Here is a 25,817-nt window from a genome sequence, read left to right as displayed (position 1 = left end):
GTAAGGGTCTGTTAACCATAATTTATGTGACTTCAGGCAATGGCGCGTGATTGTCCGGCCTGACGACCAGTAAAAAGACAGCCGCCCAGGAAACTGCCCTCCAGCGCGTTGTAGCCGTGATAGCCGCCACCGCCAAAGCCTGCGACCTCTCCAGCGGCAAACAGCCCGGGTACAGCCGTGCCATCCGCGCCAATCAGCTGCCCGTCGAGATCGGTCTGCAAGCCGCCCAGTGACTTGCGCGTCAGAATGTTCAGCCGCACTGCAATCAGCGGCCCATTGGCGCGGTCCAGCAGGCGATGCGGTTTGGCGGTGCGGATCAGCCGGTCGCCCCGGTAGTTGCGCGCGGCATTGATCGCAATCAGCTGCGTGTCCTTGGCAAAGGGATTGTCGGCCTGCGCATCGCGCGCTTCGATCTGACGCCGCAGATGGGTTTCCTCCAGCGGCAGCTCACCCAGTTCATTCATGCCTGCGACCAGTTCGCTCAGCGTATCGGCGACCACAAAATCCGCACCATGTTTCTTGAAAGCCTCAACCGGGGCCGGGGCCTTGCCCCGCGACAACAGCCGCGCCCGCAACACCTCGCCCCATTTGCCAGAGGTCAGATCCGGGTTCTGCTCGGACCCCGACAGGGCAAATTCCTTCTGGATGATTTTCTGGCTCAGGATGAACCAGCTGTAATCCTGCCCGGTCTTGAGGATCTCGCGCAGGGTGCCCAACGTATCGAACCCCGGCAGATAAGGGGCGGGCAGACGGTCGCCTCTGGCGTCAAACCACATGGACGATGGTCCTGGCAGGATGCGGATGCCGTGGTTGGGCCAGATCGGATCCCAGTTGCGCAGCCCTTCGGTGTAGTGCCACATCCGGTCGGCATTGATGACATGACCGCCTGCGGCCTCTGTAATGGGGATCATCCGCCCATCCACGTGAAAGGGCACACCGGCCACCATGCGGCGTGGCGCAGGCCCCAGCCGATCCACCGGCCAGTTCTTGCGCACCGCATCCAGATTGCCGCCAATCCCGCCCGAAGCCACCAGCACCGACGGCGCATAGACCTCAAACTCGCCAATCTCCTGCCGGTTGGTGCGCGCGCCCTGTTGGGCATCATCAGAGGCCAGAACCTCGCCAGAGACACCTTTGACGATGCCGCCTTGGGTGATGATATGGCTGACCTGATGGCGAAACCTTGGTTGGATCAGACCCGCCTCGATATGGGCCTGCACCCGCTCGGCAAAGGGGGCGACCACGCCGGGTCCGGTGCCCCAGGTCAGGTGAAAGCGCGGCACCGAATTGCCGTGCCCTTCAGCATCACCACCGCCCCGTTCAGCCCAGCCGACCACCGGAAACCAGCGCATCCCCAGCCCATGCAGCCAGGCCCGCATCTCCCCGCTGGCAAAGTCCAGATAGGCCCGCGCCCAGCGTTGCGGCCAGTGATCCTCGGGGCGGTCAAACTGGGCGCTGCCAAACCAGTCGCGTCGCGCCAGATCGGGACAGTCGCGAATGCCCATGCGGCGCTGTTCCGGCGTGTCGATCATGAACAGCCCGCCAAGGCTCCAATGGGCCTGCCCGCCCAGGAAATGCGCAGGCTCCTGATCCAGCAGGATCACCCGCTTGCCCCGGTCGCCCAGTTCGGCAGCCGCCACTAATCCGGCCAGCCCGGCCCCGACGATGATGACATCTGCGCTGTTATCCGTCGGCTGTCCCATGGCGTGCCTCTGCTGTTAATCCAGGTTGTGGGATCAGCCTAAGCGTGCAGAGGGCGTTTGCGCAAACCCTGCGCGCCCTGCCGTTGGGTCATATCCGCGTTGATCCGCGGGTTCAGAGCGGCCAGAACAACAGGATCGACGGGATGGAGACCGCGATGATCAGCACCTCCAGCGGCAGGCCAATGCGCCAGTAGTCGCCAAAATGATAGCCCCCCGGACCCAGAACCAGCGTATTGTTCTTATGACCGATAGGGGTCAAGAACGCCGCCGAGGCCGCCACCGCCACCGCCATCAGAAACGGATCCGGCGATACGCCAAGGCTGGTGGCCATCTGGATCCCGACAGGGGCCGCCACAATGGCCGTGGCGGTGTTGTTCAGCACATCCGACAGCGTCATGGTCACCACCATCAGCACGGTCAGAATGGCCCAGGCGGGCATGCCTGCGGTCAACGTCAGCAGGCTTTCGGCGATCAGAGCCGTGCCTCCGGCGCTGTCCAGCGCCGCCCCCAAGGGGATCATTGAGCCGAGCAACACAACCACCGGCCATTCGATATGGTCGTATAATTCGGCCAGCGGCAGGATCTTGGTCAGCACATAGGCCACCACCACCAGTCCCAGCGCAATTGGCAGGTAGATAATCCCCAGCGAAGCCGCCAATACTGCGCCTGCAAAGAGACCAATCGCCAGCCAGGTCTTGTCATTGGCGGTCACCGACAGACCGCGCTCCGCCAGCGGCAGGCAGCCCAGCCATTCGGTGACATCGGCGCCGCGATCGCGCGGGCACAGCAGCAGCAGGATATCCCCGGCCTCAATCTGTTCCTGCCGGATATGCCGGGTCAGGCGGCGGCCCTGCCGTGCCAGCCCCATCAGCACGGTATTCTGCCGCCAGGCCAGCCCCAGCGCCTGCGCGCTGCGCCCCTTGATGCGGGCGGTTTCTGGCACCACCACTTCGACCAGCTCAAGCCCATCACCGGCTGCGCCCAGTTTCTCCTGCCGTGCCGCATCGGCAAAATCGAGCGAGGCCGCGGTGCGGAATTCATCCAGCGCTTCCGGTGTGGCCTCCAGCACCAGCGCATCACCGGCGCGCAGCATTTGACCCGCCGCGCGCCCATACAGGCGCTTGCCGTCACGGATCAGACCCAGGATCGCCACATCGGCCTTCTCGGCCTCTTTGTCGAATTCGCCCAGCCGCTGGCCGATCATGTCAGAACCTTCCGGCACGGTCAGCTCGGCTATATACTGGGACAGCTGCGCCTCTGACGCGCCCGCCGCATTCTGGCGCAGCGGGATCAGACGCCAGCCGATCAGCGCCACAAACAGCAACCCCGCCAGCGCCGCGATGCCGCCCACCGGGGCAAAATCAAACATCCCGAACGGTTCGCCCAGGGTTTCGGCCCGGATCGACGCAATGATGATATTGGGCGGCGTGCCGATCAGCGTCGCCATCCCGCCCAGAATGGTGGCAAAGGACAGCGGCATCAGGCTCATCCCCGGCGTGCGTCCCGCCTTGCGCGCGGTCTGGATGTCCACCGGCATCAGCAGCGCCAGTGCCGCTACATTGTTCATGAATGCCGACAGAACCGCGCCAATACCGCCCATCAGTGTGATATGCGCGCCCAGACTACGGCTGCTGTCCACCAAAGTGCGGGTGATCAGGAACACCGCCCCCGAGCGCACCAGCCCGGCCGAGACCACCAGCACCAGCGCCACCACCAATGTGGCGGGATGACCAAATCCTGCAAAGGCGTCATTGGCCGGCACCACACCCAGAACCACCGCCACCATCAACGCTGAAAACGCCACGATATCATAACGATACCTTCCCCACAGAAGCAGGCCAAAGACAGCAGCAAAGAGGGCGAACAAAACGATCTGGTCAAATGTCATGGCGCCACTCTAGCCGTTGGGGCGGGCGGGGCAACCGCCACATTGCGGTGATGGGGCACAGCCGAAGGGAGGTGCGCGCATGTGATCGGTTAGTGATGTGGGGGGCAGGGCGCATATGGGGCGCTTGAAAGCCCCCCGGTGTCGGGGCTATATGGGCGCCAGATCGAAATTGAAGCAGCAAGGATGCACCATGGCAGGCCATTCCAAATGGGCGAATATCCAGCACCGCAAGGGCCGTCAGGACGCCGCGCGGTCGAAATTGTTCTCGAAACTCTCCAAGGAAATCACCGTCGCCGCCAAAATGGGCGACCCCGATCCTGAGAAAAATCCGCGTCTGCGTCTGGCGGTAAAAGAAGCCAAGAGCCAATCCGTCCCCAAGGATGTGATTGATCGCGCGATCAAGAAATCCACTGCCGGTGAAGGCGACGATTACGAAGAAATCCGCTATGAGGGCTATGGCCCGAATGGTGTGGCCGTCATCGTCGAAGCCATGACCGACAACCGCAACCGCACCGCCTCCACCGTGCGCTCCACCTTCTCCAAGAACGGTGGCAACCTCGGGGAGACCGGCTCCGTCGGGTTCATGTTCGACCGCAAGGGGGAAGTGACCTATCCGGCGACGGTCGGTGATGCGGACACCGTGATGATGGCCGCGATCGAGGCGGGCGCCGAGGATGTTGATAGCTCCGAAGATGGCCATATCATTTACTGCGCCGACACCGACCTCAACGAGGTGTCCAATGCGCTGGAAGGTGAGCTGGGCGAGTCCGACTCGACCAAGCTGGTGTGGAAACCCACCACCACCACGGAACTGGATCTTGAAGGCATGCAGAAGCTGATGAAACTGGTGGATGCGCTGGAGGACGACGACGACGTGCAGCGCGTCACCACCAACTTTGAAGCCTCGGATGAGGTGATGGAGCAGCTGTAATACGCTGCCCCAGACAGAACAGGGCTAAGCCCCTCAGGCCCGCCGGATTGGCGGGCCTTTTTCGTCTGCACAATGGCTGCAGGCCCTATGCTGTAGAAGGATAAAGTCATGAATATCAGACCTTTCCGCCCCGAAGATGCCGCAGCGCTGGCGCAGATCTTTCATGCTGCCGTGCATGGGGTAAGCGCGCGGGACTACAGCCCGGAGCAATGCGCCGCCTGGAGCCCGCAACCGGCCCCGGCAGAGGCATGGCAGGGCCGCGCAGATGACGGGCGATCTGTCTTTGTCGCAGTAGACGACACGGATCAGCCGCAGGGCTTCATTGAGCTGGAGCGTGACGGTCACATCGATTGCTTCTATTGCCATCCGAAAGTTGCAGGCACCGGCGTAGGTCTTGCGCTTTATCAGCAGCTGGAAATCCGGGCGCGGGATCTGGGGCTGAGCAGCCTGTTTGTCGAGGCGAGCGATGCGGCGAAGCGATTTTTCATCCGGCAGGGGTTCACTGATGAGGGGCGCCGCGAGATTGAACGCCGCGGTGTCGCCCTGCACAATTACCGCATGACCAAGATCCTGATCTGACCGAAGGAGGTCAGGGCCGGGTCAGCACGCCTTCGCGCCGCAACTCGTCTGTGTCCGGCATCCAAAGGTCGCTGCTCGCGGTGGCAAACAGCCGGTCGGCAAACCCTGCGCTGATACCCTGTTCGATCAGGAAGGCCCGGTCGCGGGCCTGTTCTCGTTTCAGATCCACCTGAGGCAACCCGCCGGGAAAATCCAGCGCATAGGCATGAAACCCAAGGGCGCCCTCAGTCGCGAGCCGCCGCTGTCGCCCTGCGGCAAAGATCAGCGTGCAGGCCGAGGCACATGTGCCCTCCGCCACCGTATCCAGCGCGCGCTCACGGATCAGCCGGGCCACGCCGCGGGCCTCATAGATCAGGCCGCCGGGACCGCTCAGGGCGACCTCGCGCAGGGCGGGTGCGTCTTCCATCATCGCCTCTATGCGGCGGGTCAGCCCATGCGGAATCTCCCCCGCAAAAATCAACCTCCGGCCATCCGGGGTGATCGACAAGTCATACAGCGCCTCGCGCGCCAGCCGTTCCTGTTCGGCATAATCCGGCTCCACCGGGGCAGTGGCGATAAGGATCGCGTCCCACCACAGGGTCACCGTCGCAAAACCGGCAAAGAGAATGGCCAGATACCCGCCCCAGACCGGCGCCAGATGCCCGGTGTCGCGGATATGGGCATCGGCGCTGCGCAGGAAGCACCGCGCCTGCCATAGCAGTAGCAGCGCGTCGATCAGAACCAGCGCATATAGCAACCGCATCGGCAGCACCACGACCGTATTCAACAGTGCCCATGTCAGCAGCACCACGACCCTTGGCAGAACCAGCTGCCATAGAAAGCTTCGCCCGAGTGTCAGAATGCGCAGCCGCTTTGGCGAGGTGCGGGCGAGGCCGGTTCTCAGGCTGGATAACCGGCCGTCCGTTTTGCTGGTGTCGTGATCCTCTGGCACTGTATTCGTGCCCCCGGTGGTTAGATCGGCGTCAGATGCCGACGCGCTGATATGAGCACGGCATGGGTCACATCGGCAAGGGCCGGGGCCAGAACCCGGCTCACCTGCCAGGTCAGCGGGATATCCAACGGGGTGTTTGGGATCAGCGGGCACAGGTGCTCTGCCGCCAGATAGGGCGCAACCAGCTGTTCGGGATTCATCCCCCAGCCGACGCCTGCCAGTGCGGCATCGACAAAGGCCTGACTGGACGGCAGGAAATGGGCGGGGGGCGCAACCCCTTGTCCCACATGCGCGCCGAGCCAGCGCGCCTGCAGCTGATCCTTGGCATTGAATATGAGACAGGGTGCGCGCGTTGCGGCCTCTTGGGTCACGCCCTCGGCAAACCAGCGCTCCCGAAACCCCGGTGATGCCGTCGCAATATAGCGCAGGGCCCCCAATGGGTGGGCATCGCAGCCGGTCACCGGCTTGGCATGGGCTGTCACCGCCGCTGAAACCTCACCCCGGCGCAGCCAGTCGGCGCTGTGATCCTGATCGTCGATCACCAGATCAAACAGCAGCCCGTCGCAGGCGGCCATCACCGGAATGAACCAGGTCGCCAGACTGTCGGCGTTGATCGCCACCCGCAGGCGCGAGGCACCGGGGGCGCGCGTCAGCCGCAGATCCTCGGACACTGCCGCCTCCAGCAGGGCCACATCCTCGGCGTGTTTGGCAATCCGCAGCCCCGCTTCGGTGCCAAGGCAGGGGCTGCCGCGCTGCACCAGACTGCTGCCGATCCGATCCTCCAGCGCCTTGATCCGCTGCGAGATCGCCGAGGGGGTCACCAACAACGTCTGCGCCGCCGCCTCAAAGGAGCCAAGCCGCAGAACCGCTGAGAGCGCGGCAAGGTGATTGGGATCAAATCGCATTAGAGTATCTTAATTGAGGTTATTCAGATTAATTTGCGTACATCAATCAGGCGGCGTAGTCAAAGCTTCAGGCACGGTCAAAGCTCGTGCAGAAGTCAACAAAGGATAGATCCTATGCCCCCCAGCCTGATTGCCGGCTTCTTTCTGGGCCTCAGCCTCATCATGGCCATTGGCGCGCAAAACGCCTTTGTACTGCGGCAGGGGCTGCGGCGGCAGCATGTGTTTTGGATCTGTTTCACCTGTGCCAGCTCTGATGCGCTGCTGATCACTGCCGGTGTTTTGGGCTTCGGCTCTCTCGCGCTGGCGGTGCCTTGGTTCGAGCTGGCGATGCGACTGGGCGGGGCGGCGTTTCTGCTGTGGTATGGTGCGCGCAGTCTGATGGCCGCCTGGCGGGGCGGGGCGCATCTGGACAGTGCCGACGGGCAGGGGGCGCCGGTAACGCTCTGGCCGATGCTGGCAACGGTGCTGGCGCTGACTTGGCTCAATCCGCATGTCTATCTGGATACCGTGGTGTTGCTCGGCTCAATCTCGGCGCAATATCCGCAGCCGCTGGTGTTCGGCTTGGGGGCTGCCGTATCCAGCTTCGTCTTCTTCTTCACGCTGGGTTATGGCGCCAGCTTTCTGGCCCCGGTCTTTGCCCGGCCTCGGGCCTGGCAGGTGCTGGATGTGCTGGTTGGCCTGACCATGTGGGCCATCGCGCTCAAACTATTGCTGATGTAGGGTCTGCCGCGATGAAGATCTGCGCGTTACCCGACCAAACCAATGCAGATGGCCCGTGCCTGAAGATATTTCATATGTGAAGGGTTGTTCTGCAGCGGCCCCGGTGGTCTCATGCCCGCCATGACCTCAACATCGCAAAACTCTCCGTCTTCCGCACAAAGCACTGCCGCCAACCAGCCCTTGCGAGGCGTGTTCTGGATGCTGATGACGGGCTTCTGCTTTGTTGCGGTGACGGCGCTGGTCAAATATCTCGGCGATCGTGTCCCGCCAGCAGAATCCGCCTTCCTGCGGTATCTGCTGGGGCTGGTGTTTCTGCTGCCGATGATTGGTGCGCTGCGCCGCAGCCAGCTGACACCGCGCCTCTGGGGGCTGTTTGCCATGCGGGGTTTTGTCCATACCCTGGGGGTGATCCTGTGGTTTTTTGCGATGACCCAGATCCCCTTGGCAGAGGTCACGGCAATGAATTACCTCTCGCCGATCTATGTCTCCATCGGGGCGGCGCTGTTTCTGGGGGAACGCATGGCGTTGCGCCGGGTCGGGGCCATTCTGGTGGCGCTGATTGGCGCGCTGATCATCCTGCGGCCCGGGTTTCGCGAGGTGGAGGCGGGCCATATCGCCATGCTATTCACCGCACTGGCCTTTGGCGCGTCTTATCTTCTGGCAAAAACCACCGTGGATGGCACCAGCCCGGTGGTGGTCGTGGCGATGCTCTCGATCTGGGTGACGGTGTTTCTGGCGCCGTTCGCCGCCGCGGTGTGGGTGACACCCACCCTGTGGGAGCTGGCGATCCTGTTTGCGGTCGCCTGTTTTGCCACCGCCGGACATTACACAATGACACTGGCCTTCGCATCGGCGCCGGTGACGGTCACTCAACCGGTAACGTTTTTGCAATTGCTTTGGGCAACACTGCTAGGGGCGCTGGTCTTTGGTGAGGCGGTCGATATCTGGGTGGTGGCCGGGGGCTGCCTGATCCTGGCGGCTGTCAGCTTCATCACCTGGCGCGAGGCGGTGCTGAAGCGACGGGCTCTGACACCGGCCAGCCTCGCCACAAAAGTCTGATTTCGCAAAACCGTCACATAGCGCTGCTAGGGACCTCGAACGGATTCGGTAACAAAGGTGAAACACATGCGCGCCCGACTGATCTTGGCGTTTCTGCTGGCACCGCTCGGGCTGGCACCGCCTGTCCAGGGGGAGGCCGCGGGTCCGGACGGTCCAAGCTACGCAGGGCTGGAGATCTGCAACGACACCGCTGTGCCCCAATCCGTCAGCCTGGCCTACCGCGATGACGGGCGGTGGATGTCCCATGGCTGGTGGGCGCTGCCACCTGAAACCTGTGAACGGGTGCTCAATGGCCCGCTTAAGAACCGGTTCTACTATTTCCGCAGCGAGGCGCAGAACTGGCAGTTTCTGGATGAGCGGATTTCATTCTGCACAGCACCGGGTGAATTCACGATCTATGGCGACCGGGATTGCGCGATCCGTGGCTATGACAGCGCATTTTTCGCCAAGATCGACACCGATGTTCCTGCCCCTCCGTCCAGCAGCGGTCAGCCCGTGGTGGCCTATGTGGCCCGGCTGAGCCTCCATTCCCGTCCGAAGACCGGCGGCGCCGGCCCGTTCAGCACGGTGCTATCAGGGGCGGGCGCGACGGCCGGCAGCGCCTTTGATCAGGATGTGACCTTTCAGGGCTGCGAGGAGCGTGGCGATGGTCGGGTGATTTGCAAATTGGTCATGGGGTCAGGGCAGCTTTGCGTGACGAACGACGGGATGACGGATCCGGCCATCATCGACCGGCTACAGGCGCTGGACCCCGGCACGCCCCTACGGGTGTCGGGAAAGAGCCTGACATCCGGCGATCGCGTGACCTTCGCCAGCCTGAACGCCCTGACCAAGCGTGAGGAAACCCGGCACGATCTGATGCTGGATGATCTGGCTGGCCAATGGGTCTCGCAGGCCGATGCTTATGACCTCTTTGTCATCGAAGGGGCGGCGCGGCGCAATTTCTACGGATCGGTCGAAACCATGACTGAGCTGTTGTCGGTTCAGACCGCCTGCGACGACGCCACCGGGGCGGGTCCCTATCTGGTCGCCCAGGCCGAGGATGGTGGCCCCACCCATTGCTACCGGATCATCTCCCTGACAGAGAACGAGCTGGTGCTGTCATACATGCCGCGCGGGACTGAGCTGCGCTATCAGCGCCACGATCTGCCACTGAACTGAGTGGCGCGCGCTCCAGCTGTGCGGGGGAAGGGGGCGCTAGTTCAACGCCAGATCCACCACCCGATGCGCAGCGCGGCGGGCCTGGGCGGAATCCAGTGGCGTCGCGGACTGGGCGGCCTGCAGCCAGACCCCGTCCATATAGCATTGCAGGGCGTGACGGGCCGTCTCCACCCGGTCCGGCGGCAACAAGCCGTTCAACTCTGCCAGAAAATGGCTGCGCACCCGGCTGCGATTGATTCTGTGCAGCCGCGACAGACGCGGCGAATAGGGAGCGCTGGCCCAGAACTGCATCCAGAGACTGCATTGCGCGACGCTGAATAATTCATCGTCAAAATTGGCATCCATAACCGCATAAAGCCGCTCTTTCGGGCTCTTTGCGGTGGCATATCCCCGGATCATTGCCTCGCGCAACTTGTTTAGGAGATGGCGCATCGTGGCTTCCATCAGCCCTTCCTTGGAGCCGAAGTAATAGTTGATCGAGGCCGCTGAGGCCCCGGCCTCCCTCGCGATTTCTGCCATGGTAACAACACCATAACCACGTCGATGAACGGCGACGATGGTGGCTTCTATCAGCTCTTCATTGCGGATGTCGCGAATTCTTTTTCTACCCATTCTTCAGTCTTGCGTCAGGTCGCTCTGCGTTTCAACTCCTGTTATGCGCATTCCGGATCTTGAACGACCATTTAAAAATAGGTTTAGAGATGACCTTTTTTCTGCTATGCCTCTCCCACACGTCAAAAGGGCGATCAACGCCCATCCAAGGGAGGGACGTATGACAACAATCATCTCAGCCGGGATCTTGCTGGCCTTTGCGCTGGTGATTTTCTGCGTGATCAAATGGTGGAACATGCGCATTGTCGGGGTCACCCCGGTGCCATTGTTCACCTTCATCGCAATCCTGTTCACCTCGGGTCTGGATGTGGGGCTGATCATGTTCCCGCTGGCCTTTGACTACCCGCTTTATGCGGATACCGCAGCAGAGCCTGCCTATGCGTTCACCAATCCGCTGGCGCTTGAGTTCGGCTTCTGGGGCTTTCTGATCTGGGCCTTCTACTTCCTGACCTCATTCTACTTCTGCGCCATCGAGCCGCGGGTGAAGTTCTTTGAGATCGGTATTGTGAAGCTGCTGAACAATCTGGTGATCATCACCACCTGTGCCTTCACCGGTGCGCTGTTCCTCATCTACATGCCTTACTATATCGCTGAAGTCGGCGACGGTGAGACGGTCATTCCGGCCTTCTACGTGATCTGCTTCCTGGTGATCCTGGCGGCGGCCTATTCCTCGACCGACATCAAATACGTCCGTATCCTGTCGGTGGGTTCCACCTTCCTGTTCTTCGCGCTGATCCTTGGCATGTGGGCCTATGCAGGTATGGGGCTGGGTGAGTTTGTCACCACAGCTGGCAATATCGGCGGCTACTTCGGCAATATCCACAAATTCATCCTGCCGCTGACCGAATACCATGAATTCTACCTGTTCTGGTGGTTTGCATGGTCGATCATGATCGGCCAGTTCACCTCGCGCTTTGTTGGCGGTCTGACCACATGGCAGCTGCTCGCCGCACTTCTGGTGTTCCCGTCGATCCCGCTCGCGGTGTGGTTCTCGGTGCTGTATTTCTACCACCTCAACACCATCCCGACCGCTGGTCTGATCAACTGGTCCATGACCGTTGTTGGCATCCTCTTCGTGATCAACTCGTTTGACTCGCTGATCCGCCTTTACACCGACAACATGAACCTCAGCGCCGAACGTCTGGGCAAGCTGCCTTATGTGCTTGGCAATACGGTGGCGCTTTTTGCCCTGACCCTGGCCTTCCAGAGCCAGTGGCTGCAGATCCAGTGGGTCGGCACCGTGGTGATCGGCATCTACATCGCCTGCCTGATCTACATCTTCGTGAAGAAGCGTAGCGAAGTTGCAGCGATCACCAGCTCGCCTGAGGAAAACACCCTCGACTTCGATCGTATCAAAACAGCCCACTAAAGACCGGGCGCCCCGGCCCGCCAGATGGCAGGGCCGGGGCCTTTCGCGGCATCGCCGCATTCAGACATCTGACAGGATTGGTTCTTTGTGTCGCGCGCTTCTGGCCCCGCAAAACGCCACCTGTTGCAAGCTATCACCGGGCCCAAGGCCGCATTGCAAAAACAGAGGAGACGTTGGAAAGATGACCGCCCCGAATATCCTGATCGTGATGGTTGACCAGTTGAACGGTACGCTGTTCCCCGACGGTCCCGCCGATTTCCTGCATGCGCCCAATCTCAAAAAACTGGCGGCCCGCTCCACACGTTTCAAGAACGCCTATACCGCCTCGCCTCTCTGCGCGCCGGGGCGGGCCTCCTTCATGTCCGGTCAGCTGCCGTCGCGTACCGGTGTCTACGACAATGCCGCTGAGTTCCGCTCCGATATCCCGACCTACGCCCACCACCTGCGCCGCGCGGGCTACTACACCTGCCTGTCCGGCAAAATGCACTTCGTCGGCCCCGATCAGATGCACGGGTTTGAGGACCGCCTGACCACCGATATCTACCCGGCCGATTTCGGCTGGACGCCGGATTATCGCAAACCGGGAGAGCGGATCGACTGGTGGTATCACAATATGGGGTCGGTCACCGGCGCAGGCATCGCCGAGATTTCCAACCAGATGGAATATGACGATGAGGTCGCCTATCACGCCAAGGCCAAGCTCTACGATCTGGCGCGTGGCAAGGATGATCGCCCCTGGGCCCTGACCGTCAGCTTTACCCACCCGCATGACCCCTATGTGGCGCGCCGCAAATATTGGGATCTCTACGAAGATTGCGACCATCTGCTGCCAGAGGTCCCGGCGATGAACTACGCCGACCACGACAACCACTCCAAACGAATTTTTGACGCCAATGACTGGCGCAGCTTTGATATCTCGGAAGAGGACATCAAACGCTCCCGCCGCGCCTATTTCGCCAATATCTCCTACCTCGACGACAAGATCGGTGAGATCCTTGAGGTGCTGGAAACCACACGGCAAGAGGCAATCATCCTTTTTGTCTCTGATCACGGCGACATGCTGGGCGAGCGGGGATTGTGGTTCAAGATGAGCTTTTATGAAGGCTCCTCCCGCGTGCCGCTGATGATCTCGGCACCAAACCTGCCTGCCGGGCTGATCGAGACGCCTGTGTCCACATTGGACGTGACCCCAACGCTGGGCGCGCTGGCCGGTGTGGATATGGCAGAGATCGAACCCTGGACAGACGGGCAGAACCTGCTGCCGCTGGCTCTGGGCACGGAGCGCAGCGAACCGGTTGCCATCGAATACGCCGCCGAGGCCTCTTATGCGCCGCTGGTCTCGCTGCGCTATGGCAAATGGAAATACAATCGCTGCGCGCTGGACCCCGATCAGCTGTTCGATCTGGAGGCGGATCCGCAGGAGCTCAACAATCTGGCCGACGACCCGACCCATGCAGGCACGCTGCAGACCTTGCGCGCCAAGTCTGAGGCCCGCTGGGATCTGGACCGCTTCGACGCTGAGGTGCGCGCCAGCCAGGCCCGCCGCTGGGTCGTCTACGAAGCCCTGCGCCAGGGCGGCTATTACCCCTGGGACTATCAGCCGCTGCAAAAAGCATCCGAACGCTACATGCGCAACCATATGGATCTGAACGACGTTGAGGACGGCAACCGCTTTCCTCGCGGCGAATAGACCTCTCACATACACACTCCTACGCCAGTTCTTCTGGCCCTAAATATCCCCGCCGGAGGCATAAAATCATGACACACCCCGCACAGCCCAAAGCCAGCCATTTCATCAATGGCGAATACGTCGAAGACACTGCCGGCACGCCAATCCCGGTGATCTACGCCGCAACCGGTGAGCAGATCGCCACCGTCCATGCCGCGACGCCCGCAATTGTCGAACAGGCGCTGTCCACCGCCAAGGCCGCCCAGACGGCATGGGCCAGGATGACCGGCACCGAGCGGGGCCGCATCCTGCGCCGCGCCGCCGACATCATGCGCGAACGCAATCACGATCTCTCGGTTCTGGAAACCTACGATACGGGTAAACCGCTGCAGGAAACCCTTGTGGCCGACGCCACCTCCGGCGCCGACGCGCTGGAGTACTTCGGCGGTCTCGCAGCCTCGCTGACCGGCGAGCATATCCCGCTGGGTGAGGATTGGGTCTATACCAAACGTGAAGCTCTTGGCCTCTGTGTTGGCATCGGTGCGTGGAACTACCCCACGCAGATCGCCTGCTGGAAAGGTGCGCCAGCCTTGGCCTGCGGCAACGCGATGGTGTTCAAACCCTCCGAGACCACCCCGCTCTGCGCGTTGAAAGTGGCCGAAATCCTGATCGAGGCGGGCGCTCCGGCCGGTATCTACAATGTCATTCAGGGCATGGGCGAGGTTGGTGGTGCGCTGGTCACCGACCCCCGCGTCGACAAGGTGTCGCTGACCGGCTCGGTGCCAACCGGCAAGAAAGTCTACGCTGCAGCCGCTGAAGGCATGAAGCACGTCACCATGGAACTGGGCGGCAAATCGCCCCTGATCATCTTTGACGACGCCGACATCGACAATGCCGTCGGCGGCGCCATCAACGGCAACTTCTACTCCTCCGGTCAGGTCTGCTCCAACGGCACCCGCGTGTTCGTGCAGAAGGGCATCAAGGAGAAGTTCCTGGCCCGGCTGGCGGAGCGCACCGGCAACGCCATCCTCGGCGATCCGATGGATGAGGCGACCAGCTTTGGCCCCATGGTGACCGAGAACCAGATGAACATCGTCTTGGGCTACATCGAGAAGGGCAAGGAAGAAGGCGCGCGTCTGATCTGCGGCGGCAAGCGTGCAGACATGGACGGCTATTTCATTGAGCCGACCGTCTTTGCCGATGTGACCGACGACATGACCATCGCGCGCGAAGAAATCTTTGGCCCGGTCATGTCCGTCCTCGATTTCGACACCGAAGAAGAAGTTGTCGCCCGCGCCAATGACACCGAATTCGGCCTGTCCGCCGGTGTGTTCACCAAGGATTTCACCCGCGCCCACCGGGTGATCGGCAATCTTGAGGCCGGCAGCTGCTTCATCAACTCCTACAACGACGCGCCGGTTGAGGCGCCGTTTGGCGGTGTGAAGGCGTCTGGTGTGGGCCGCGAAAACTCGAAAGAGGCGATCAAGCATTTCAGCCAGGTGAAATCCGTCTACGTCCGCATGGGTGACGTCGAGGCGGCCTTCTGATTGCCCTTTTGGGCAACGCCCACCCACCCGCCCCGTTGCCCAAAAGGGCAAGAGGAAAGGGTTTGCTGAGAGGTCGCTGAGGGCGCTTTGCGTCCTCAGCAGACCAGAACAATGATGAGGCAGATTCGGGATGCCTCAAGGACAAGCCGCGCTAGGGCGCGGTGCCACAGGCATCCTTGACCCAGCCCGAATCCGCAATGGAGAGACGCAATGAACGCGGATTATGTGATTGTTGGCGCCGGATCAGCCGGCTGTGCCATGGCTTACCGGCTGTCAGAGGCCGGTAAATCGGTGCTGGTCATTGAACACGGGGGCACGGATGCAGGCCCCTTCATCCAGATGCCCGGCGCGCTGAGCTATCCGATGAATATGTCGATGTACGACTGGGGCTATAAATCCCAGCCGGAACCGCATCTGGGCGGGCGTGAACTGGTCTGCCCGCGCGGCAAGGTGGTTGGCGGGTCGTCGTCGATCAACGGGATGGTCTATGTGCGCGGCCACGCGGGCGACTACAACCACTGGGCCGAGTCGGGGGCTGCGGGCTGGTCCTATGCCGACGTGCTGCCCTATTTCAAACGCATGGAAACCTGGGACGATCGCGGCCATGGCGGCGATCCCGATTGGCGCGGCACCGACGGCCCGCTGCATGTGACCCGCGGCCCCCGCGACAACCCGCTGCACGCGGCCTTTGTCAAGGCGGGCGAACAGGCCGGCTATCCGGTGAGCAAGGACTACAACGGCGAACAGCAAGAGGGCTTTGGCCCGATGGAAATGACCGTCTACAAAGGTCAGCGCTGGTCCGCCGCAAACGCCTATCTGAAACCGGCGCTGAAGCGTGACAATTGCGAGATGATCCGCGCCCTGGCACGCAAGGTGGTCATTGAAGACGGTCGCGCCGTCGGGGTTGAGGTCGAGCGTGGCGGCAAGATCGAAGTCATCCGGGCAAATGCCGAGGTCATTCTTGCGGCGTCTTCGCTGAACTCGCCCAAACTGCTGATGCTGTCGGGCATTGGTCCGGCAAAACACCTGGCCGAACATGGCATCGACGTTGTCGTCGACCGCCCCGGCGTCGGGCAGAACCTGCAGGACCATCTGGAATTCTATTTCCAGTTCGCCTCGAAACAGCCGATTACCCTGTTCAAATACTGGAACCTCTTTGGCAAGGCACTGGTGGGCGCGCAGTGGCTGTTCACCAAAACCGGTCTTGGCGCCTCCAACCAGTTCGAAAGCGCCGCTTTCATCCGCTCTGACAAGGGGGTGGATTATCCGGATATCCAGTACCACTTCCTGCCGATTGCCGTCCGCTATGACGGGCAGGCGGCGGCCGAGGGGCATGGGTTTCAGGCCCATGTCGGCCCCATGCGCTCGGACTCGCGCGGGGAGGTCACGCTGGCCTCTGCCGATCCCAATGATGCGCCGAAGATCCTGTTCAACTACATGTCCACGGAGAAGGACTGGGAAGATTTCCGCAAATGTATCCGCCTGACCCGTGAGGTTTTTGCGCAGGATGCAATGAAACCCTTCGTGAAGCATGAGATCCAGCCCGGCGACGCGCTGCAATCGGATGAGGAGCTGAACGGCTTCATCCGCGAACATGTTGAGAGCGCCTATCACCCCTGCGGCACTTGCAAGATGGGCGCAGTAGAGGATCCGATGGCGGTGGTTGATCCGGAATGCCGTGTCATCGGTGTTGAGGGGCTGCGCGTTGCCGACAGCTCGATCTTCCCCCGCATTACCAATGGCAACCTCAACGGCCCCTCAATCATGACCGGAGAGAAGGCCTCTGATCATATTCTGGGTCGCCGCCTGCCGTCTTCCAATGCGGAACCGTGGTTCAACCCGAATTGGGAAGGTTCACAACGCTGACCCCTATGTCGCGATCCCGGTATTGCGACTGCCGTTAATCACGATCCCTGAAACGCCCGCTGCACACCGTTGCGCGGGCGTCTTTTTTTAGCGCTGTCGCCGCGGGTTTGATCCGCGTCAAGGTGGCTGACGACCCGCGGCCCTACGCTCTGTCTGACGCTAAGAAAAAGGAGCGAACAGATGTCCAATACCCCGCATGAGCTGGCCGAAGAATTTCCCGATAAAACAGCGCAGATCAGCCAGCTGAAACAATCCGACGCGCATTTTGCCAAACTCTCGGACGAGTATCACGCGGTGAACCGCGCAGTGCATCGCGCCGAAACCAATGTGGAACCGGTCAGCGCTGAGGCGGAGACCGGCCTGCGCAAACAACGCGCAGCACTGAAGGATGAGATTTGGGGCATTCTGTCCAAAGCATGAAGCCTATCGGAAGAACCGATTGGAAGGGCGCCTGAGGCGCCCTTTTGCTTTTGATCCTGCAAAACAGGCAATTCTGTAGGCCACCTTTTTCGGAGATTCAAAGCTGATGCAGAGCATGGATCGGGCAGGAAACGGATCCAACGCGCCACGATTGCACCGTTCGCGGAAACAATACGGCACTAGGGGCGGACTGTTTTCGCTAGGCCGCGAGTATTAACCAAATTTCATCAAATTTGAGGCAAAATAGGGCGATCTCCCGCACTTTCGTATAGTCTGGGTACAGCAAACGAATGTGCCCCGGCGCGGATCATTGCCGGAGCGGGTAGAGTTGAGGAGATGCCAGATGGAACAGAGCTGCCAGACTGCTTTCGGTGAGGACATGTATGGAACCGCTGGGTCTGACAGCGATGCGGAAATTCTGGCGGCTGTGCGCCGGGTCCTGACCGCCGAAGAGATCAGCCATCCGGATGTTGTTGAGCCTCCTCGAAAAACCTCCCTTGTGTCCACGCTGCTAAACCGGCTGCGCGGCTGATCTGCCGATTCGGGCGCAGACCGCTGCGCCCCCCGGTGACCAGGGATTTTGCAAAATCCTTGGTAATTTCCTTAGCAAGAAAATAGCGCGATAGGCGATGGGTCAGCTCACCTCATAAGGCAGCACGCCGCGTTGATCGGTATTGATGCTGAGCCTGCGTTCCAGCGGCGGCACCGAACGTTGATGACAGTCGCGCCGCTCGCAGATGCGGCAGGAAATCCCGATCGGCTCATAGGCGCTGTCCTGGCTCACATCCAGCGTATCTGCATAGACCAGCGCATCGGCGTGGCGCACCTCACATCCCAGTGCAATGGCATAGCGACGCACCGGTGAGCCGAAGGAGCCACCGGGTTTCGAGACATCCCGCGCCAGCGAGATATAGCGCACCCCGTCCGGTGTCTCCGCCAGCTGCCGCAGAAACCGGCCCGGCGTTTCAAACGCGCGGTGCACATTCCACAAGGGACAGGCGCCGCCGAAGCGGGCAAATTGCAGCCTGGTGGCCGAATGGCGTTTGGTGATCGTGCCCGCCTGATCCACCCGTACAAAGAAAAACGGCACGCCCTTGGCGCCCGGGCGTTGCAATGTCGAGAGCCGATGGGCCACCTGCTCGATTGAGGCGCCAAAGCGGGTGGAGAGCAGCTCCAGATCATGCCGACATTCGACCGCCGCGTCCAGAAACTGGCGATAGGGCATCATGGCAGCCCCGGCAAAGTAGTTGGCCAGCCCGATCTTGGCGATGGACCGCGCCGCCTCGCTGTGGAATTTGGCAAAATCCAGCGTCGCCTCCAGCAGATCATTCTGATGCAGCAGCGCCACCTGTAACAGCAGCTGAAACAGCTGCGTCTGCGGCGAGGCCCGGTTGGACAGTCGCAGAACCTTTCCCGCCGGATCAAATTTGCGCAGCCCGTCGATATCGCCGAACACCACGCTGATCCCGGCCTGATCCAGCGCCGCGATTGCCGCACTGCGGGCATCCAACCGCCCGCAGAAATTCTCAGCGGCGCGGTCCACCGCATCAATGTAGTTGTCGCAATAGTGGAAGAAATCGCGCACTTCTTCCCAGGGAGAGGCCTGAATGCGCGCATCCTCGCGTCCCAGGGCCTCATCCAGCGAAGCCAGCCGCTCATGGGTCTGCCGATAGGCGCGGTGCAGGGTGAGTAAGGCCCGTGCCAGGGCAGGCGCGTTGGAGGCTGTCAGCCGCAGATCCGCCATCGGGGGCGTGTCATCGGCAAAAACAGGGTCGGCCATCACTTCGCGCATGTCACTGACCAGCCGCTCACTGTCTCCCGCAGACAGCTCAGTCACATCCAGACCAAACTCCTGCGCCAGCGCCAGCACCACGGTGGTCGACACCGGCCGGTTGTTGTTCTCCATCTGGTTGAGATAGGGCAGGGAGACGCCCAGTTTGGCGGCAAACTCCTTTTGTGTCAGCGACAGGCGCAGCCGCATTTCCCGCAGCTTGGCCCCGGCATAGAGTTTCTGTTGCGCCATCCTGGTTACCTTTGCAAACTGAGGGTTCTGCAATTGTAGAATTGCAAATCAGTTGGCGCAATAGGGGTGATCTTTCAACCTGCTATCGCTTAGTGCTGCGCGCAGCACGGAAGGGACAGAAAGCTGCGCCTCAGAGTCCCAACGTCTTCTCGCGGCGGATCACCACCCGGATTGAGATAAAGCCCAGAACTGCGGTGCCCAGCATGATTGCCAGGAGGGGCACCGGGGTTGATCCCGGTACCAGCAGATAGCCGGCATAAGCGCTGAGGCCCGCGCCCACGCCAATCATGATCGCGCCGGCCAGCCCCGACGCTGTCCCCGCCAGATGCGGGCGCACGGAGATCGCGCCGGCGGTGGCATTGGGGATGGCCATACCATTGCCCAGCCCGACAAAAGTCATGAACCCGAAGAAGGAATAAACGCTGTCGGCCCCCAGCAGCGCCAGTACGAGCGACAGCGCCACGCCCACACCGTTGATCAGACACCCCCAGAGCACCATCTGGTTGAGGCCAATTCGCACGGAATAGCGCCCGGACAGGAAATTTCCGACGAAGTAGCCAACTGCCGGGGAGGCGAAATACACGCCCAATTGCGCCGCCGACAGTCCATAGACCTGCGTCCCCATAAAGGGTGCGCCGCCGAGATAGGCGAAAAACGCCCCTGACGACAGGCCGGAGGCCAGCGAATAGCCCCAGAACCGAGGTGACCGCAACAATTCGGGGTATTCCCGGAACTGGGCCATCAGCGTCTTGCCGCTCTTGCGCGCGGTTTCGCCCAGATCCAGATAGGCGATGGCAAATGTGCCGGTCCCCAGTGCCATCAGCAGCCAGAAATTGGCCTTCCAGCCGATGGTCTCTTCCAGTGCGCCGCCAATCATCGGGCCAATCATTGGCACAACGGCCATGCCCATGGTGACATAGCCGATCATGCTGGCAGCCTGATCACTGTCATAGATGTCGCGCACCGCAGCCCGGCTCAGCACCATGGCCGAGGCAACGATGGCCTGGCACATCCGAAACAACAGGAAAATCTCGGCTGAGGGCGCGTAAAGACAGCCCAGTGTCGCCAGAAGGAACAGCGCCACCCCCCAGAGGATCACCGGGCGCCGTCCCAGTTTGTCCGATATAGGCCCGACAAAGATCTGTACAATCGCGCTCACCGCAAGGTAAAGCGCGACCGAAAGCTGCATGAGACTGTAATCAGCATCAAAATGCCGCGCCATCCCGGGAAGGGAGGGCAGAAAGATATTCATCGCCAGCGCCGACAGTCCTGACAGCAGGATCAGCGTGCCGATATTTGGGTTGGACCGACGGTCCAGAAATCGCCGCGGAATGGTTCGCATGTGAACGAGTTAGGTCACACCGCGGCGATTGTCCATATTCAGCGGTCTCAGACCAGCAGATCGTCGCTGATTTGATCCAACGTCATATTGCGCAGGGTGATGCTGTGGTTGCCCTCCAGATCGAAGTAGAGATCATCCCCCACCTCGCTGGCACGGGCCAGCACATCTGCTTTGCTGCCATGCCCGACAATCCGCAGGGTATCGATATCGTCCTGAAAATCGCGGATGGTGTCATTGCCGCCTTTGCGGGCAAAGATGAACAGATCAGCACCGCTGTTTCCCACCAGCCGATCGTTGCCGCCAGCGCCGTTCAGCCGGTCATTGCCGCCACCTCCGACCAGCAGATCGACGCCGCTGTTGCCGTTCAGCGCATCATTGCCGCCATCGCCACGCAGCGTATCGCGCCCGCCGCCGCCCACCAGCCGGTTATTTGCATCATTGCCGGTGATGCGATCGCGTCCTCGCCCGCCAATGGCATTCTCAATGGTGACCCCCTGGGCGATGGTCACATCACTGTCGGCATCGAAACTTGAAAAATGCATCTCGCGCAGGTCCAGCGTCACCGCATTGGTTCGGTTGCTGGCGTTGAAAGTGTCCGTGCCTCCTGTGTCCCAGACCACATCGACCGTATCCGTGCGCGATCCGCGATATGTGGTGTTGCCGGTGTTGAAATCCGCAGCCCCCCAGATGTCCTGCAGCGCCAGCACGTCAAACAGCATCATCGCATCGCTGTCCTGCCCGTTCAGCGGGTTTTCCCGGTAGGACATCACCGAATAGAGGTTGCTGTCATACTCTTCAGGCAAGCTTGAGTCATGGGTGTGCTGAAGACCAAGAGCATGTCCCAGTTCATGCAGGATCAGGCTCTCACGGTTGTCTTGTGACATATCCAGCGTGTTATCGAACACGGCATAACCATCCCACCGGGTGATATCATCGCCGCGGAAGCTCATGCTGTAGCCACCGATGCCCACCGTGCTGCCCGGAATAGTGACTGAGCCGAGGTTGAGATCCGGATCGCTGGAGCCCTGGACCTCGACGAAATCGACATTGAGGAAGGTTTCGATATGCGCGAACGCCTCGGCGAAGGCAGCTTGCTCGGCGGCGCTGAAGCTCTGCCAGCCGGAATAGTTCGAGCCGGTGGGCAGGTCGCCCGGCGCGGAGTTGCCCGCGAACTGATAGGTGATGGTGAGGCGTGGGGCGTCATCCGTATTGACCGGGTTGCGGGTGTAGAACCCGTCGAATTGCATCGCCTGGATGATCTGGGAAGGTTGTAACATGGGGGGTGTTCCGTTTCCGTTAGTCGACCCCGGTGATACGAGTACATCCGTCAGCACATCAAGAACACCCGCCGCTTCGGCAGTTTCTGCGCGGTTCCGCGCTGATTTGCAAATTAGCGCATCCTCTACGCAAATGCTTTGCAAATTTGCCATTATTGCCTTTGGCTTCGCGTGTTCAGCGTCTATGGTCGCCTGAAATTCAACAGGGGGCATGGCCATGAAAGATATCCTTTCCGAGCTGGAAGACCGTCGCAACGCAGCGCGACTGGGTGGCGGACAAAAGCGGATCGACGCCCAGCACGGGCGCGGCAAACTGACCGCGCGCGAGCGGATTGAACTGCTGCTGGACGAGGGTAGTTTCGAAGAATTCGATATGTTCGTGGCGCACCGCTGCACGGATTTCGGCATGGAGAACCAGCGCCCCGCGGGGGATGGTGTGGTCACTGGCTGGGGCACCATCAATGGCCGGATGGTCTATGTTTTCAGCCAGGATTTCACCGTGTTTGGCGGCTCCCTGTCGGAAACCCACGCGCAAAAGATCTGCAAGATCATGGATATGGCGGTGCAGAATGGCGCGCCGGTCATCGGCATCAACGACTCCGGTGGCGCGCGCATCCAGGAGGGCGTCGCCTCGCTCGCGGGCTATGCCGAAGTGTTCCAGCGCAACATCATGGCCTCTGGCGTGGTGCCGCAGATTTCCGTCATCATGGGCCCCTGTGCCGGCGGCGCGGTCTACTCCCCCGCGATGACCGATTTCATCTTCATGGTGAAAGACACATCCTACATGTTCGTGACCGGACCCGACGTGGTGAAGACCGTCACCAATGAGGTGGTGACCGCCGAAGAACTGGGCGGTGCCTCGACCCACACCAAGAAGTCTTCGGTGGCCGATGGGGCCTTCGAAAACGATGTAGAAGCCTTGGCAGAGGTCCGCCGACTGGTCGACTTCCTGCCGCTGAACAATCGCGAAAAACCGCCGGTGCGCCCCTTCTTTGATGAGCCGGGCCGCGTTGAGACCTCGCTCGACACCCTGATTCCTGCGAATCCCAACACGCCCTACGACATGAAGGAGCTGATCCACAAAGTCGCGGATGAGGGGGATTTCTACGAAATTCAGGAAGATTTTGCCAAAAACATCATCACCGGCTTCATCCGCCTTGAGGGGCAGACCGTGGGTGTTGTCGCCAATCAGCCCACGGTTCTGGCGGGCTGTCTGGATATCGATTCCAGCCGCAAGGCCGCGCGGTTCGTGCGCTTCTGTGACTGTTTTGAGATCCCGATCCTGACGCTGGTGGATGTGCCGGGCTTCCTGCCAGGCACCAGCCAGGAATACGGCGGCGTCATCAAACATGGCGCGAAACTGCTGTTTGCCTATGGCGAGGCGACGGTGCCGAAGGTTACCGTGATCACCCGCAAGGCCTATGGCGGTGCCTATGACGTGATGGCGTCCAAACATCTGCGCGGCGATTTCAACTACGCCTGGCCGACGGCGGAAATCGCGGTGATGGGCGCCAAAGGGGCGACCGAGATCATCCACCGCGCCGATCTGGCGGATGCCGACAAGATTGCCGAGCACACGAAGGACTACGAGGAGCGCTTTGCGAATCCGTTTGTGGCGGCGGAACGTGGCTTCATCGATGAGGTGATCATGCCGCAGTCCACCCGCAAACGCGTCAGCCGCGCCTTTGCGTCGCTGCGGGGCAAGCAGCTGAAAAATCCGTGGAAGAAACACGACAATATCCCTCTTTGAGGTCCGGACCACTCCGGAATTCCTGAACCCAGACCCTTGCGGCTAAAGGTAAATATCGCCTTGGTTGCGAGGAGAGATGAGGATGCAACCCTGATGTCAGCGCTGCGATATGCCCGGATATGCTGCCGTGATGGCGGCGAAAGCCTGTGGGAAATCAGGGCTCTGGAACCAATCCTGCGTGATCAGGGCGGATTGTTCGCAAAATGCGATCAATTTGAGCGACCCCACGCGTTAGCGCCCACATTTGCGTCTTTGTTTGACACCGGAACCGAATCTGCTCCATGATCCGCGCCAGCTCATATCGGACAGCGCGCACCGCGTGTGCAGCGCCTGCAGCCCCGACAGGAGGAGCCCATCGTTTTTGGGGTCGGGGCTGCGGTATTGGGCCTGTCATCACATCTGTTTCCTGCCTCTCTTTGTCCGCGCTTGCCCTGTGCCTTGGCACCGCAGAGCGGGCGGTTGCTGTCCCCCTTGATGTGCCCTCGGGGCAGAGCGTCGATCTCCATGAAGTGCTGCTGGACGAAACCACTGGTGAACTCTGGGTGCGCTTTCGCTTCCTGGCGCCTCAGATTGCGCGCGATCTGGCGGGGATCACTTATGAACAGGCGGCGCCGGACATGGATCACCTCTGCCAGACACTTGCTCTGGCCTATCTGCGGCAGCATCAGCTGGCGCCCGCCCGCGTAGTGATTTCGCTGTCGGACCGCGAGGTGCCTTTTGGCCAGGCCGATGCCGCCGCAACGCAGTTCTTCGAAAGCTATCGCCCCGAGGGTGACAACTGTATCTGGGAGGCCTTCTGATGATCTCCTGTCTGCCGCCCGATATCCGCACCGGCGGCATCAGCGCGCCGCATCCGCTTCTGGTGGCGCCCGGCGTCACAAATATGCCGATCAAGGCTGAAAACTGGCGCTTTTTTGCAGCTTTATCCCGCGAACTGCCGTCCTGCTCGGCTTTGGGATGTGAAACCGCGCGCATCTCGGTTATTCTCGCGCCAGATCACATACGTGTGATCTGTTATTTGAGGATGAGGCAGGCGCCGGCCGTGGCCCGCGCAGGTTTCAAAGACACAATTGGGAGACAGAAATGTCCAAGAGCATCAAACTCGTTGCCCTCGCGGGCCTGCTTGCAGCCGCCGCAGCCTGTGCACAGCAGGAAGAAGAATACGTCGTTGTCGAGCCCGAGCCGATTTCGGCTGAGCCTGTCTACACCGGCAAATACAAGTAATCACTACAGGGGTCCGGCCCTGCGGCCGGACTCCACCGTCCCGCGGGGTGCCGGATCGGAGGCACCATCATGCTAAAACACCGCGGCTTTCCCGGTCGTCTGCCGGGCACCGATTTTCAATTCATCATCCGTCGTCCCAACCCCAAAGGGGTCACGCCGATCACCCGGCGCGAGCGGTTTCGCGACCGTCGTCCGGCGGACCGGCGCGCTGATGCCGGCTTCATGCAGGCGCTGTGGGATTGCTTTGGCGACCAGCCCTTTGAACGGGGCAATCTGGATGCCGGTCGTCTCAGCTGGCTGTTTGGCCGCGAGGTGATTGCTGCAGAAGACCCGTTTGATCCTGAAAGCTATGAGGCGCTGCTGGTCATCGACGTTGATGCCGCCCAGCTGTCCTTTCCCGAAGTCTTCGACGGAAACGCCCGCTAAGATGTCGGCCGGGATCCTTCATAACCCTGTCCGTTGCGACCGCCTCACGGGGTGGTTGCAGCGCGGCTGTGGCGACAGGATTTCGGCGAATCTATTGCTGGCGTTTTCCACGGATCTGCGTGTCGCACGGGCTCAAAAAGGGTCTCCTCGACTGCGGGGCGGTGACACTAACTGGCGGTCAAATAGGCCTATTCTGGCGGATTTCGGCATAATTCTGCACGGGGCTTCCCGGTTTGCGCGAGTTCTCGCCAAATCCGCGTGGTTTGCAACTCAGGGGATGTTTCTGCGCCGGACTGGGGGCAGTCTGACAGAGACAGGTCAGCCTGTCGTGCATCTGATCCAGCCCCTTCGCCTGGAAGGGCAGGTTTGCCCCCCCAATCGCGGCCTGCCCATTTTTTCCTTGGATGCAAAGGCG

General features: G+C 61.1%; 23 protein-coding genes. 15 read left to right on the top strand and 8 right to left on the bottom strand.

What is annotated here, in order from left to right; translation table 11 throughout:
- Positions 1 to 32: 32 nt before the first annotated feature.
- Both J4721_RS08020 and J4721_RS08015 read right to left on the bottom strand, forming a co-directional pair.
- The gene (locus tag J4721_RS08020; RefSeq protein WP_211002327.1) at positions 33 to 1,703 is read right to left on the bottom strand and encodes an FAD-binding dehydrogenase; all 1,671 of its coding nucleotides are present in this window, start codon (positions 1,701 to 1,703) and stop codon (positions 33 to 35) included.
- Positions 1,704 to 1,815: 112 nt separating this feature from the next.
- Positions 1,816 to 3,591 carry an SLC13 family permease gene (locus tag J4721_RS08015; protein WP_014880483.1) on the bottom strand — a complete coding sequence of 592 codons (1,776 nt, stop codon included), beginning with the start codon at positions 3,589 to 3,591 and terminating at the stop codon, positions 1,816 to 1,818.
- Positions 3,592 to 3,781: 190 nt separating this feature from the next.
- On the opposite strand from J4721_RS08015, the gene J4721_RS08010 reads away from it, so the two are divergent.
- Together J4721_RS08010 and J4721_RS08005 are read left to right on the top strand one after the other, a co-directional pair.
- Entirely contained in the window at positions 3,782 to 4,522 is a 741-nt protein-coding gene (locus J4721_RS08010) for a YebC/PmpR family DNA-binding transcriptional regulator (RefSeq protein ID WP_024096685.1), read from the top strand.
- Positions 4,523 to 4,630: 108 nt separating this feature from the next.
- Positions 4,631 to 5,101, top strand: a complete 471-nt coding sequence (locus tag J4721_RS08005; protein ID WP_211002328.1) for a GNAT family N-acetyltransferase — start codon at positions 4,631 to 4,633, stop codon at positions 5,099 to 5,101.
- A gap of 10 nt (positions 5,102 to 5,111) precedes the next feature.
- Here J4721_RS08005 and J4721_RS08000 read toward each other — a convergent pair whose 3' ends face one another.
- Both J4721_RS08000 and J4721_RS07995 read right to left on the bottom strand, forming a co-directional pair.
- Positions 5,112 to 6,032, bottom strand: a complete 921-nt coding sequence (locus tag J4721_RS08000) for a hypothetical protein (protein WP_211002329.1) — start codon at positions 6,030 to 6,032, stop codon at positions 5,112 to 5,114.
- A 20-nt stretch (positions 6,033 to 6,052) separates the two neighbouring features.
- Entirely contained in the window at positions 6,053 to 6,937 is an 885-nt protein-coding gene (locus tag J4721_RS07995) for a LysR family transcriptional regulator ArgP (protein ID WP_211002330.1), read from the bottom strand.
- Positions 6,938 to 7,051: 114 nt separating this feature from the next.
- On the opposite strand from J4721_RS07995, the gene J4721_RS07990 reads away from it, so the two are divergent.
- The 3 genes from J4721_RS07990 (at position 7,052) to J4721_RS07980 (ending at position 9,877) form a co-directional block, all read left to right on the top strand.
- Entirely contained in the window at positions 7,052 to 7,657 is a 606-nt protein-coding gene (locus tag J4721_RS07990) for a LysE/ArgO family amino acid transporter (RefSeq protein ID WP_076616194.1), read from the top strand.
- 120 nt (positions 7,658 to 7,777) lie between these two features.
- The gene (locus J4721_RS07985; RefSeq protein WP_211002331.1) at positions 7,778 to 8,716 is read left to right on the top strand and encodes a DMT family transporter; all 939 of its coding nucleotides are present in this window, start codon (positions 7,778 to 7,780) and stop codon (positions 8,714 to 8,716) included.
- Between the two features lie 66 nt (positions 8,717 to 8,782).
- Positions 8,783 to 9,877 carry a DUF1036 domain-containing protein gene (locus J4721_RS07980; RefSeq protein ID WP_102858838.1) on the top strand — a complete coding sequence of 365 codons (1,095 nt, stop codon included), beginning with the start codon at positions 8,783 to 8,785 and terminating at the stop codon, positions 9,875 to 9,877.
- 36 nt (positions 9,878 to 9,913) lie between these two features.
- Here J4721_RS07980 and betI read toward each other — a convergent pair whose 3' ends face one another.
- Positions 9,914 to 10,489 carry a transcriptional regulator BetI gene (betI, locus tag J4721_RS07975; RefSeq protein ID WP_014875170.1) on the bottom strand — a complete coding sequence of 192 codons (576 nt, stop codon included), beginning with the start codon at positions 10,487 to 10,489 and terminating at the stop codon, positions 9,914 to 9,916.
- 160 nt (positions 10,490 to 10,649) lie between these two features.
- Here betI and J4721_RS07970 point away from each other — a divergent pair, with 160 nt between their 5' ends.
- From J4721_RS07970 to J4721_RS07945, 6 genes are all read left to right on the top strand, one after another.
- Positions 10,650 to 11,858 carry a BCCT family transporter gene (locus J4721_RS07970; protein WP_211002332.1) on the top strand — a complete coding sequence of 403 codons (1,209 nt, stop codon included), beginning with the start codon at positions 10,650 to 10,652 and terminating at the stop codon, positions 11,856 to 11,858.
- Between the two features lie 181 nt (positions 11,859 to 12,039).
- Entirely contained in the window at positions 12,040 to 13,548 is a 1,509-nt protein-coding gene (betC, locus tag J4721_RS07965; protein ID WP_102914833.1) for a choline-sulfatase, read from the top strand.
- Between the two features lie 68 nt (positions 13,549 to 13,616).
- Positions 13,617 to 15,074, top strand: a complete 1,458-nt coding sequence (gene betB, locus J4721_RS07960) for a betaine-aldehyde dehydrogenase (protein ID WP_211002333.1) — start codon at positions 13,617 to 13,619, stop codon at positions 15,072 to 15,074.
- Between the two features lie 210 nt (positions 15,075 to 15,284).
- Positions 15,285 to 16,940, top strand: coding sequence for a choline dehydrogenase (gene betA, locus J4721_RS07955; RefSeq protein ID WP_014875166.1), 1,656 nt, complete (start codon positions 15,285 to 15,287; stop codon positions 16,938 to 16,940).
- 180 nt (positions 16,941 to 17,120) lie between these two features.
- A complete protein-coding gene (locus J4721_RS07950) occupies positions 17,121 to 17,360 on the top strand; it encodes a YdcH family protein (RefSeq protein WP_014875165.1) in 240 nt (79 codons plus the stop codon).
- 343 nt (positions 17,361 to 17,703) lie between these two features.
- Complete coding sequence (locus tag J4721_RS07945) at positions 17,704 to 17,892, top strand: hypothetical protein (protein ID WP_102914836.1); 189 nt, start codon at positions 17,704 to 17,706, stop codon at positions 17,890 to 17,892.
- Positions 17,893 to 17,994: 102 nt separating this feature from the next.
- Here J4721_RS07945 and J4721_RS07940 read toward each other — a convergent pair whose 3' ends face one another.
- From J4721_RS07940 to J4721_RS07930, 3 genes are all read right to left on the bottom strand, one after another.
- A complete protein-coding gene (locus tag J4721_RS07940) occupies positions 17,995 to 19,383 on the bottom strand; it encodes a short-chain fatty acyl-CoA regulator family protein (protein WP_014875164.1) in 1,389 nt (462 codons plus the stop codon).
- Positions 19,384 to 19,513: 130 nt separating this feature from the next.
- Positions 19,514 to 20,725, bottom strand: coding sequence for a multidrug effflux MFS transporter (locus J4721_RS07935; protein ID WP_211002334.1), 1,212 nt, complete (start codon positions 20,723 to 20,725; stop codon positions 19,514 to 19,516).
- A 47-nt stretch (positions 20,726 to 20,772) separates the two neighbouring features.
- Positions 20,773 to 22,002, bottom strand: coding sequence for a M10 family metallopeptidase (locus J4721_RS07930; protein WP_247655946.1), 1,230 nt, complete (start codon positions 22,000 to 22,002; stop codon positions 20,773 to 20,775).
- A gap of 217 nt (positions 22,003 to 22,219) precedes the next feature.
- Between J4721_RS07930 and J4721_RS07925 the strand changes: the two genes are divergently transcribed.
- The 4 genes from J4721_RS07925 (at position 22,220) to J4721_RS07910 (ending at position 25,402) form a co-directional block, all read left to right on the top strand.
- Positions 22,220 to 23,752 carry an acyl-CoA carboxylase subunit beta gene (locus J4721_RS07925; RefSeq protein ID WP_014875161.1) on the top strand — a complete coding sequence of 511 codons (1,533 nt, stop codon included), beginning with the start codon at positions 22,220 to 22,222 and terminating at the stop codon, positions 23,750 to 23,752.
- A 416-nt stretch (positions 23,753 to 24,168) separates the two neighbouring features.
- Positions 24,169 to 24,552 (top strand): DUF6497 family protein, encoded by a 384-nt coding sequence (locus J4721_RS07920; protein WP_247655944.1) that lies wholly within the window; start codon positions 24,169 to 24,171, stop codon positions 24,550 to 24,552.
- A 283-nt stretch (positions 24,553 to 24,835) separates the two neighbouring features.
- The gene (locus J4721_RS07915) at positions 24,836 to 24,976 is read left to right on the top strand and encodes a hypothetical protein (RefSeq protein ID WP_014880466.1); all 141 of its coding nucleotides are present in this window, start codon (positions 24,836 to 24,838) and stop codon (positions 24,974 to 24,976) included.
- Positions 24,977 to 25,045: 69 nt separating this feature from the next.
- On the top strand, positions 25,046 to 25,402 hold the full coding sequence (locus tag J4721_RS07910; RefSeq protein WP_027246943.1) for a hypothetical protein: 357 nt from the start codon (positions 25,046 to 25,048) through the stop codon (positions 25,400 to 25,402).
- Positions 25,403 to 25,817: the final 415 nt, after the last annotated feature.

Source organism: Phaeobacter sp. HS011, from assembly GCF_018101215.1.
Classification (GTDB): Bacteria; Pseudomonadota; Alphaproteobacteria; order Rhodobacterales; family Rhodobacteraceae; genus Phaeobacter; species Phaeobacter inhibens.
The sequence above is the reverse complement of the archived record's forward strand: the minus strand, read 5'-3'. Positions and strand labels throughout refer to the sequence as shown.

Excerpts from the sequence above, each read along its gene's own strand:
- betA (WP_014875166.1), top strand. The coding sequence starts at position 15,285 with ATGAACGCGGATTATGTGATTGTTGGCGCCGGATCAGCCGGCTGTGCC.
- J4721_RS07925 (WP_014875161.1), top strand. The coding sequence starts at position 22,220 with ATGAAAGATATCCTTTCCGAGCTGGAAGACCGTCGCAACGCAGCGCGA.
- J4721_RS07985 (WP_211002331.1), top strand. The coding sequence starts at position 7,778 with ATGACCTCAACATCGCAAAACTCTCCGTCTTCCGCACAAAGCACTGCC.
- J4721_RS08015 (WP_014880483.1), bottom strand. The coding sequence starts at position 3,591 with ATGACATTTGACCAGATCGTTTTGTTCGCCCTCTTTGCTGCTGTCTTT.
- J4721_RS08010 (WP_024096685.1), top strand. The coding sequence starts at position 3,782 with ATGGCAGGCCATTCCAAATGGGCGAATATCCAGCACCGCAAGGGCCGT.
- J4721_RS08005 (WP_211002328.1), top strand. The coding sequence starts at position 4,631 with ATGAATATCAGACCTTTCCGCCCCGAAGATGCCGCAGCGCTGGCGCAG.
- betC (WP_102914833.1), top strand. The coding sequence starts at position 12,040 with ATGACCGCCCCGAATATCCTGATCGTGATGGTTGACCAGTTGAACGGT.
- J4721_RS07935 (WP_211002334.1), bottom strand. The coding sequence starts at position 20,725 with ATGCGAACCATTCCGCGGCGATTTCTGGACCGTCGGTCCAACCCAAAT.
- J4721_RS08020 (WP_211002327.1), bottom strand. The coding sequence starts at position 1,703 with ATGGGACAGCCGACGGATAACAGCGCAGATGTCATCATCGTCGGGGCC.
- J4721_RS07980 (WP_102858838.1), top strand. The coding sequence starts at position 8,783 with ATGCGCGCCCGACTGATCTTGGCGTTTCTGCTGGCACCGCTCGGGCTG.
- J4721_RS07990 (WP_076616194.1), top strand. The coding sequence starts at position 7,052 with ATGCCCCCCAGCCTGATTGCCGGCTTCTTTCTGGGCCTCAGCCTCATC.
- J4721_RS07945 (WP_102914836.1), top strand. The coding sequence starts at position 17,704 with ATGGAACAGAGCTGCCAGACTGCTTTCGGTGAGGACATGTATGGAACC.
- betI (WP_014875170.1), bottom strand. The coding sequence starts at position 10,489 with ATGGGTAGAAAAAGAATTCGCGACATCCGCAATGAAGAGCTGATAGAA.
- J4721_RS07940 (WP_014875164.1), bottom strand. The coding sequence starts at position 19,383 with ATGGCGCAACAGAAACTCTATGCCGGGGCCAAGCTGCGGGAAATGCGG.
- J4721_RS07995 (WP_211002330.1), bottom strand. The coding sequence starts at position 6,937 with ATGCGATTTGATCCCAATCACCTTGCCGCGCTCTCAGCGGTTCTGCGG.
- J4721_RS07930 (WP_247655946.1), bottom strand. The coding sequence starts at position 22,002 with ATGTTACAACCTTCCCAGATCATCCAGGCGATGCAATTCGACGGGTTC.
- J4721_RS07915 (WP_014880466.1), top strand. The coding sequence starts at position 24,836 with ATGTCCAAGAGCATCAAACTCGTTGCCCTCGCGGGCCTGCTTGCAGCC.
- betB (WP_211002333.1), top strand. The coding sequence starts at position 13,617 with ATGACACACCCCGCACAGCCCAAAGCCAGCCATTTCATCAATGGCGAA.
- J4721_RS07970 (WP_211002332.1), top strand. The coding sequence starts at position 10,650 with ATGACAACAATCATCTCAGCCGGGATCTTGCTGGCCTTTGCGCTGGTG.
- J4721_RS07950 (WP_014875165.1), top strand. The coding sequence starts at position 17,121 with ATGTCCAATACCCCGCATGAGCTGGCCGAAGAATTTCCCGATAAAACA.
- J4721_RS07910 (WP_027246943.1), top strand. The coding sequence starts at position 25,046 with ATGCTAAAACACCGCGGCTTTCCCGGTCGTCTGCCGGGCACCGATTTT.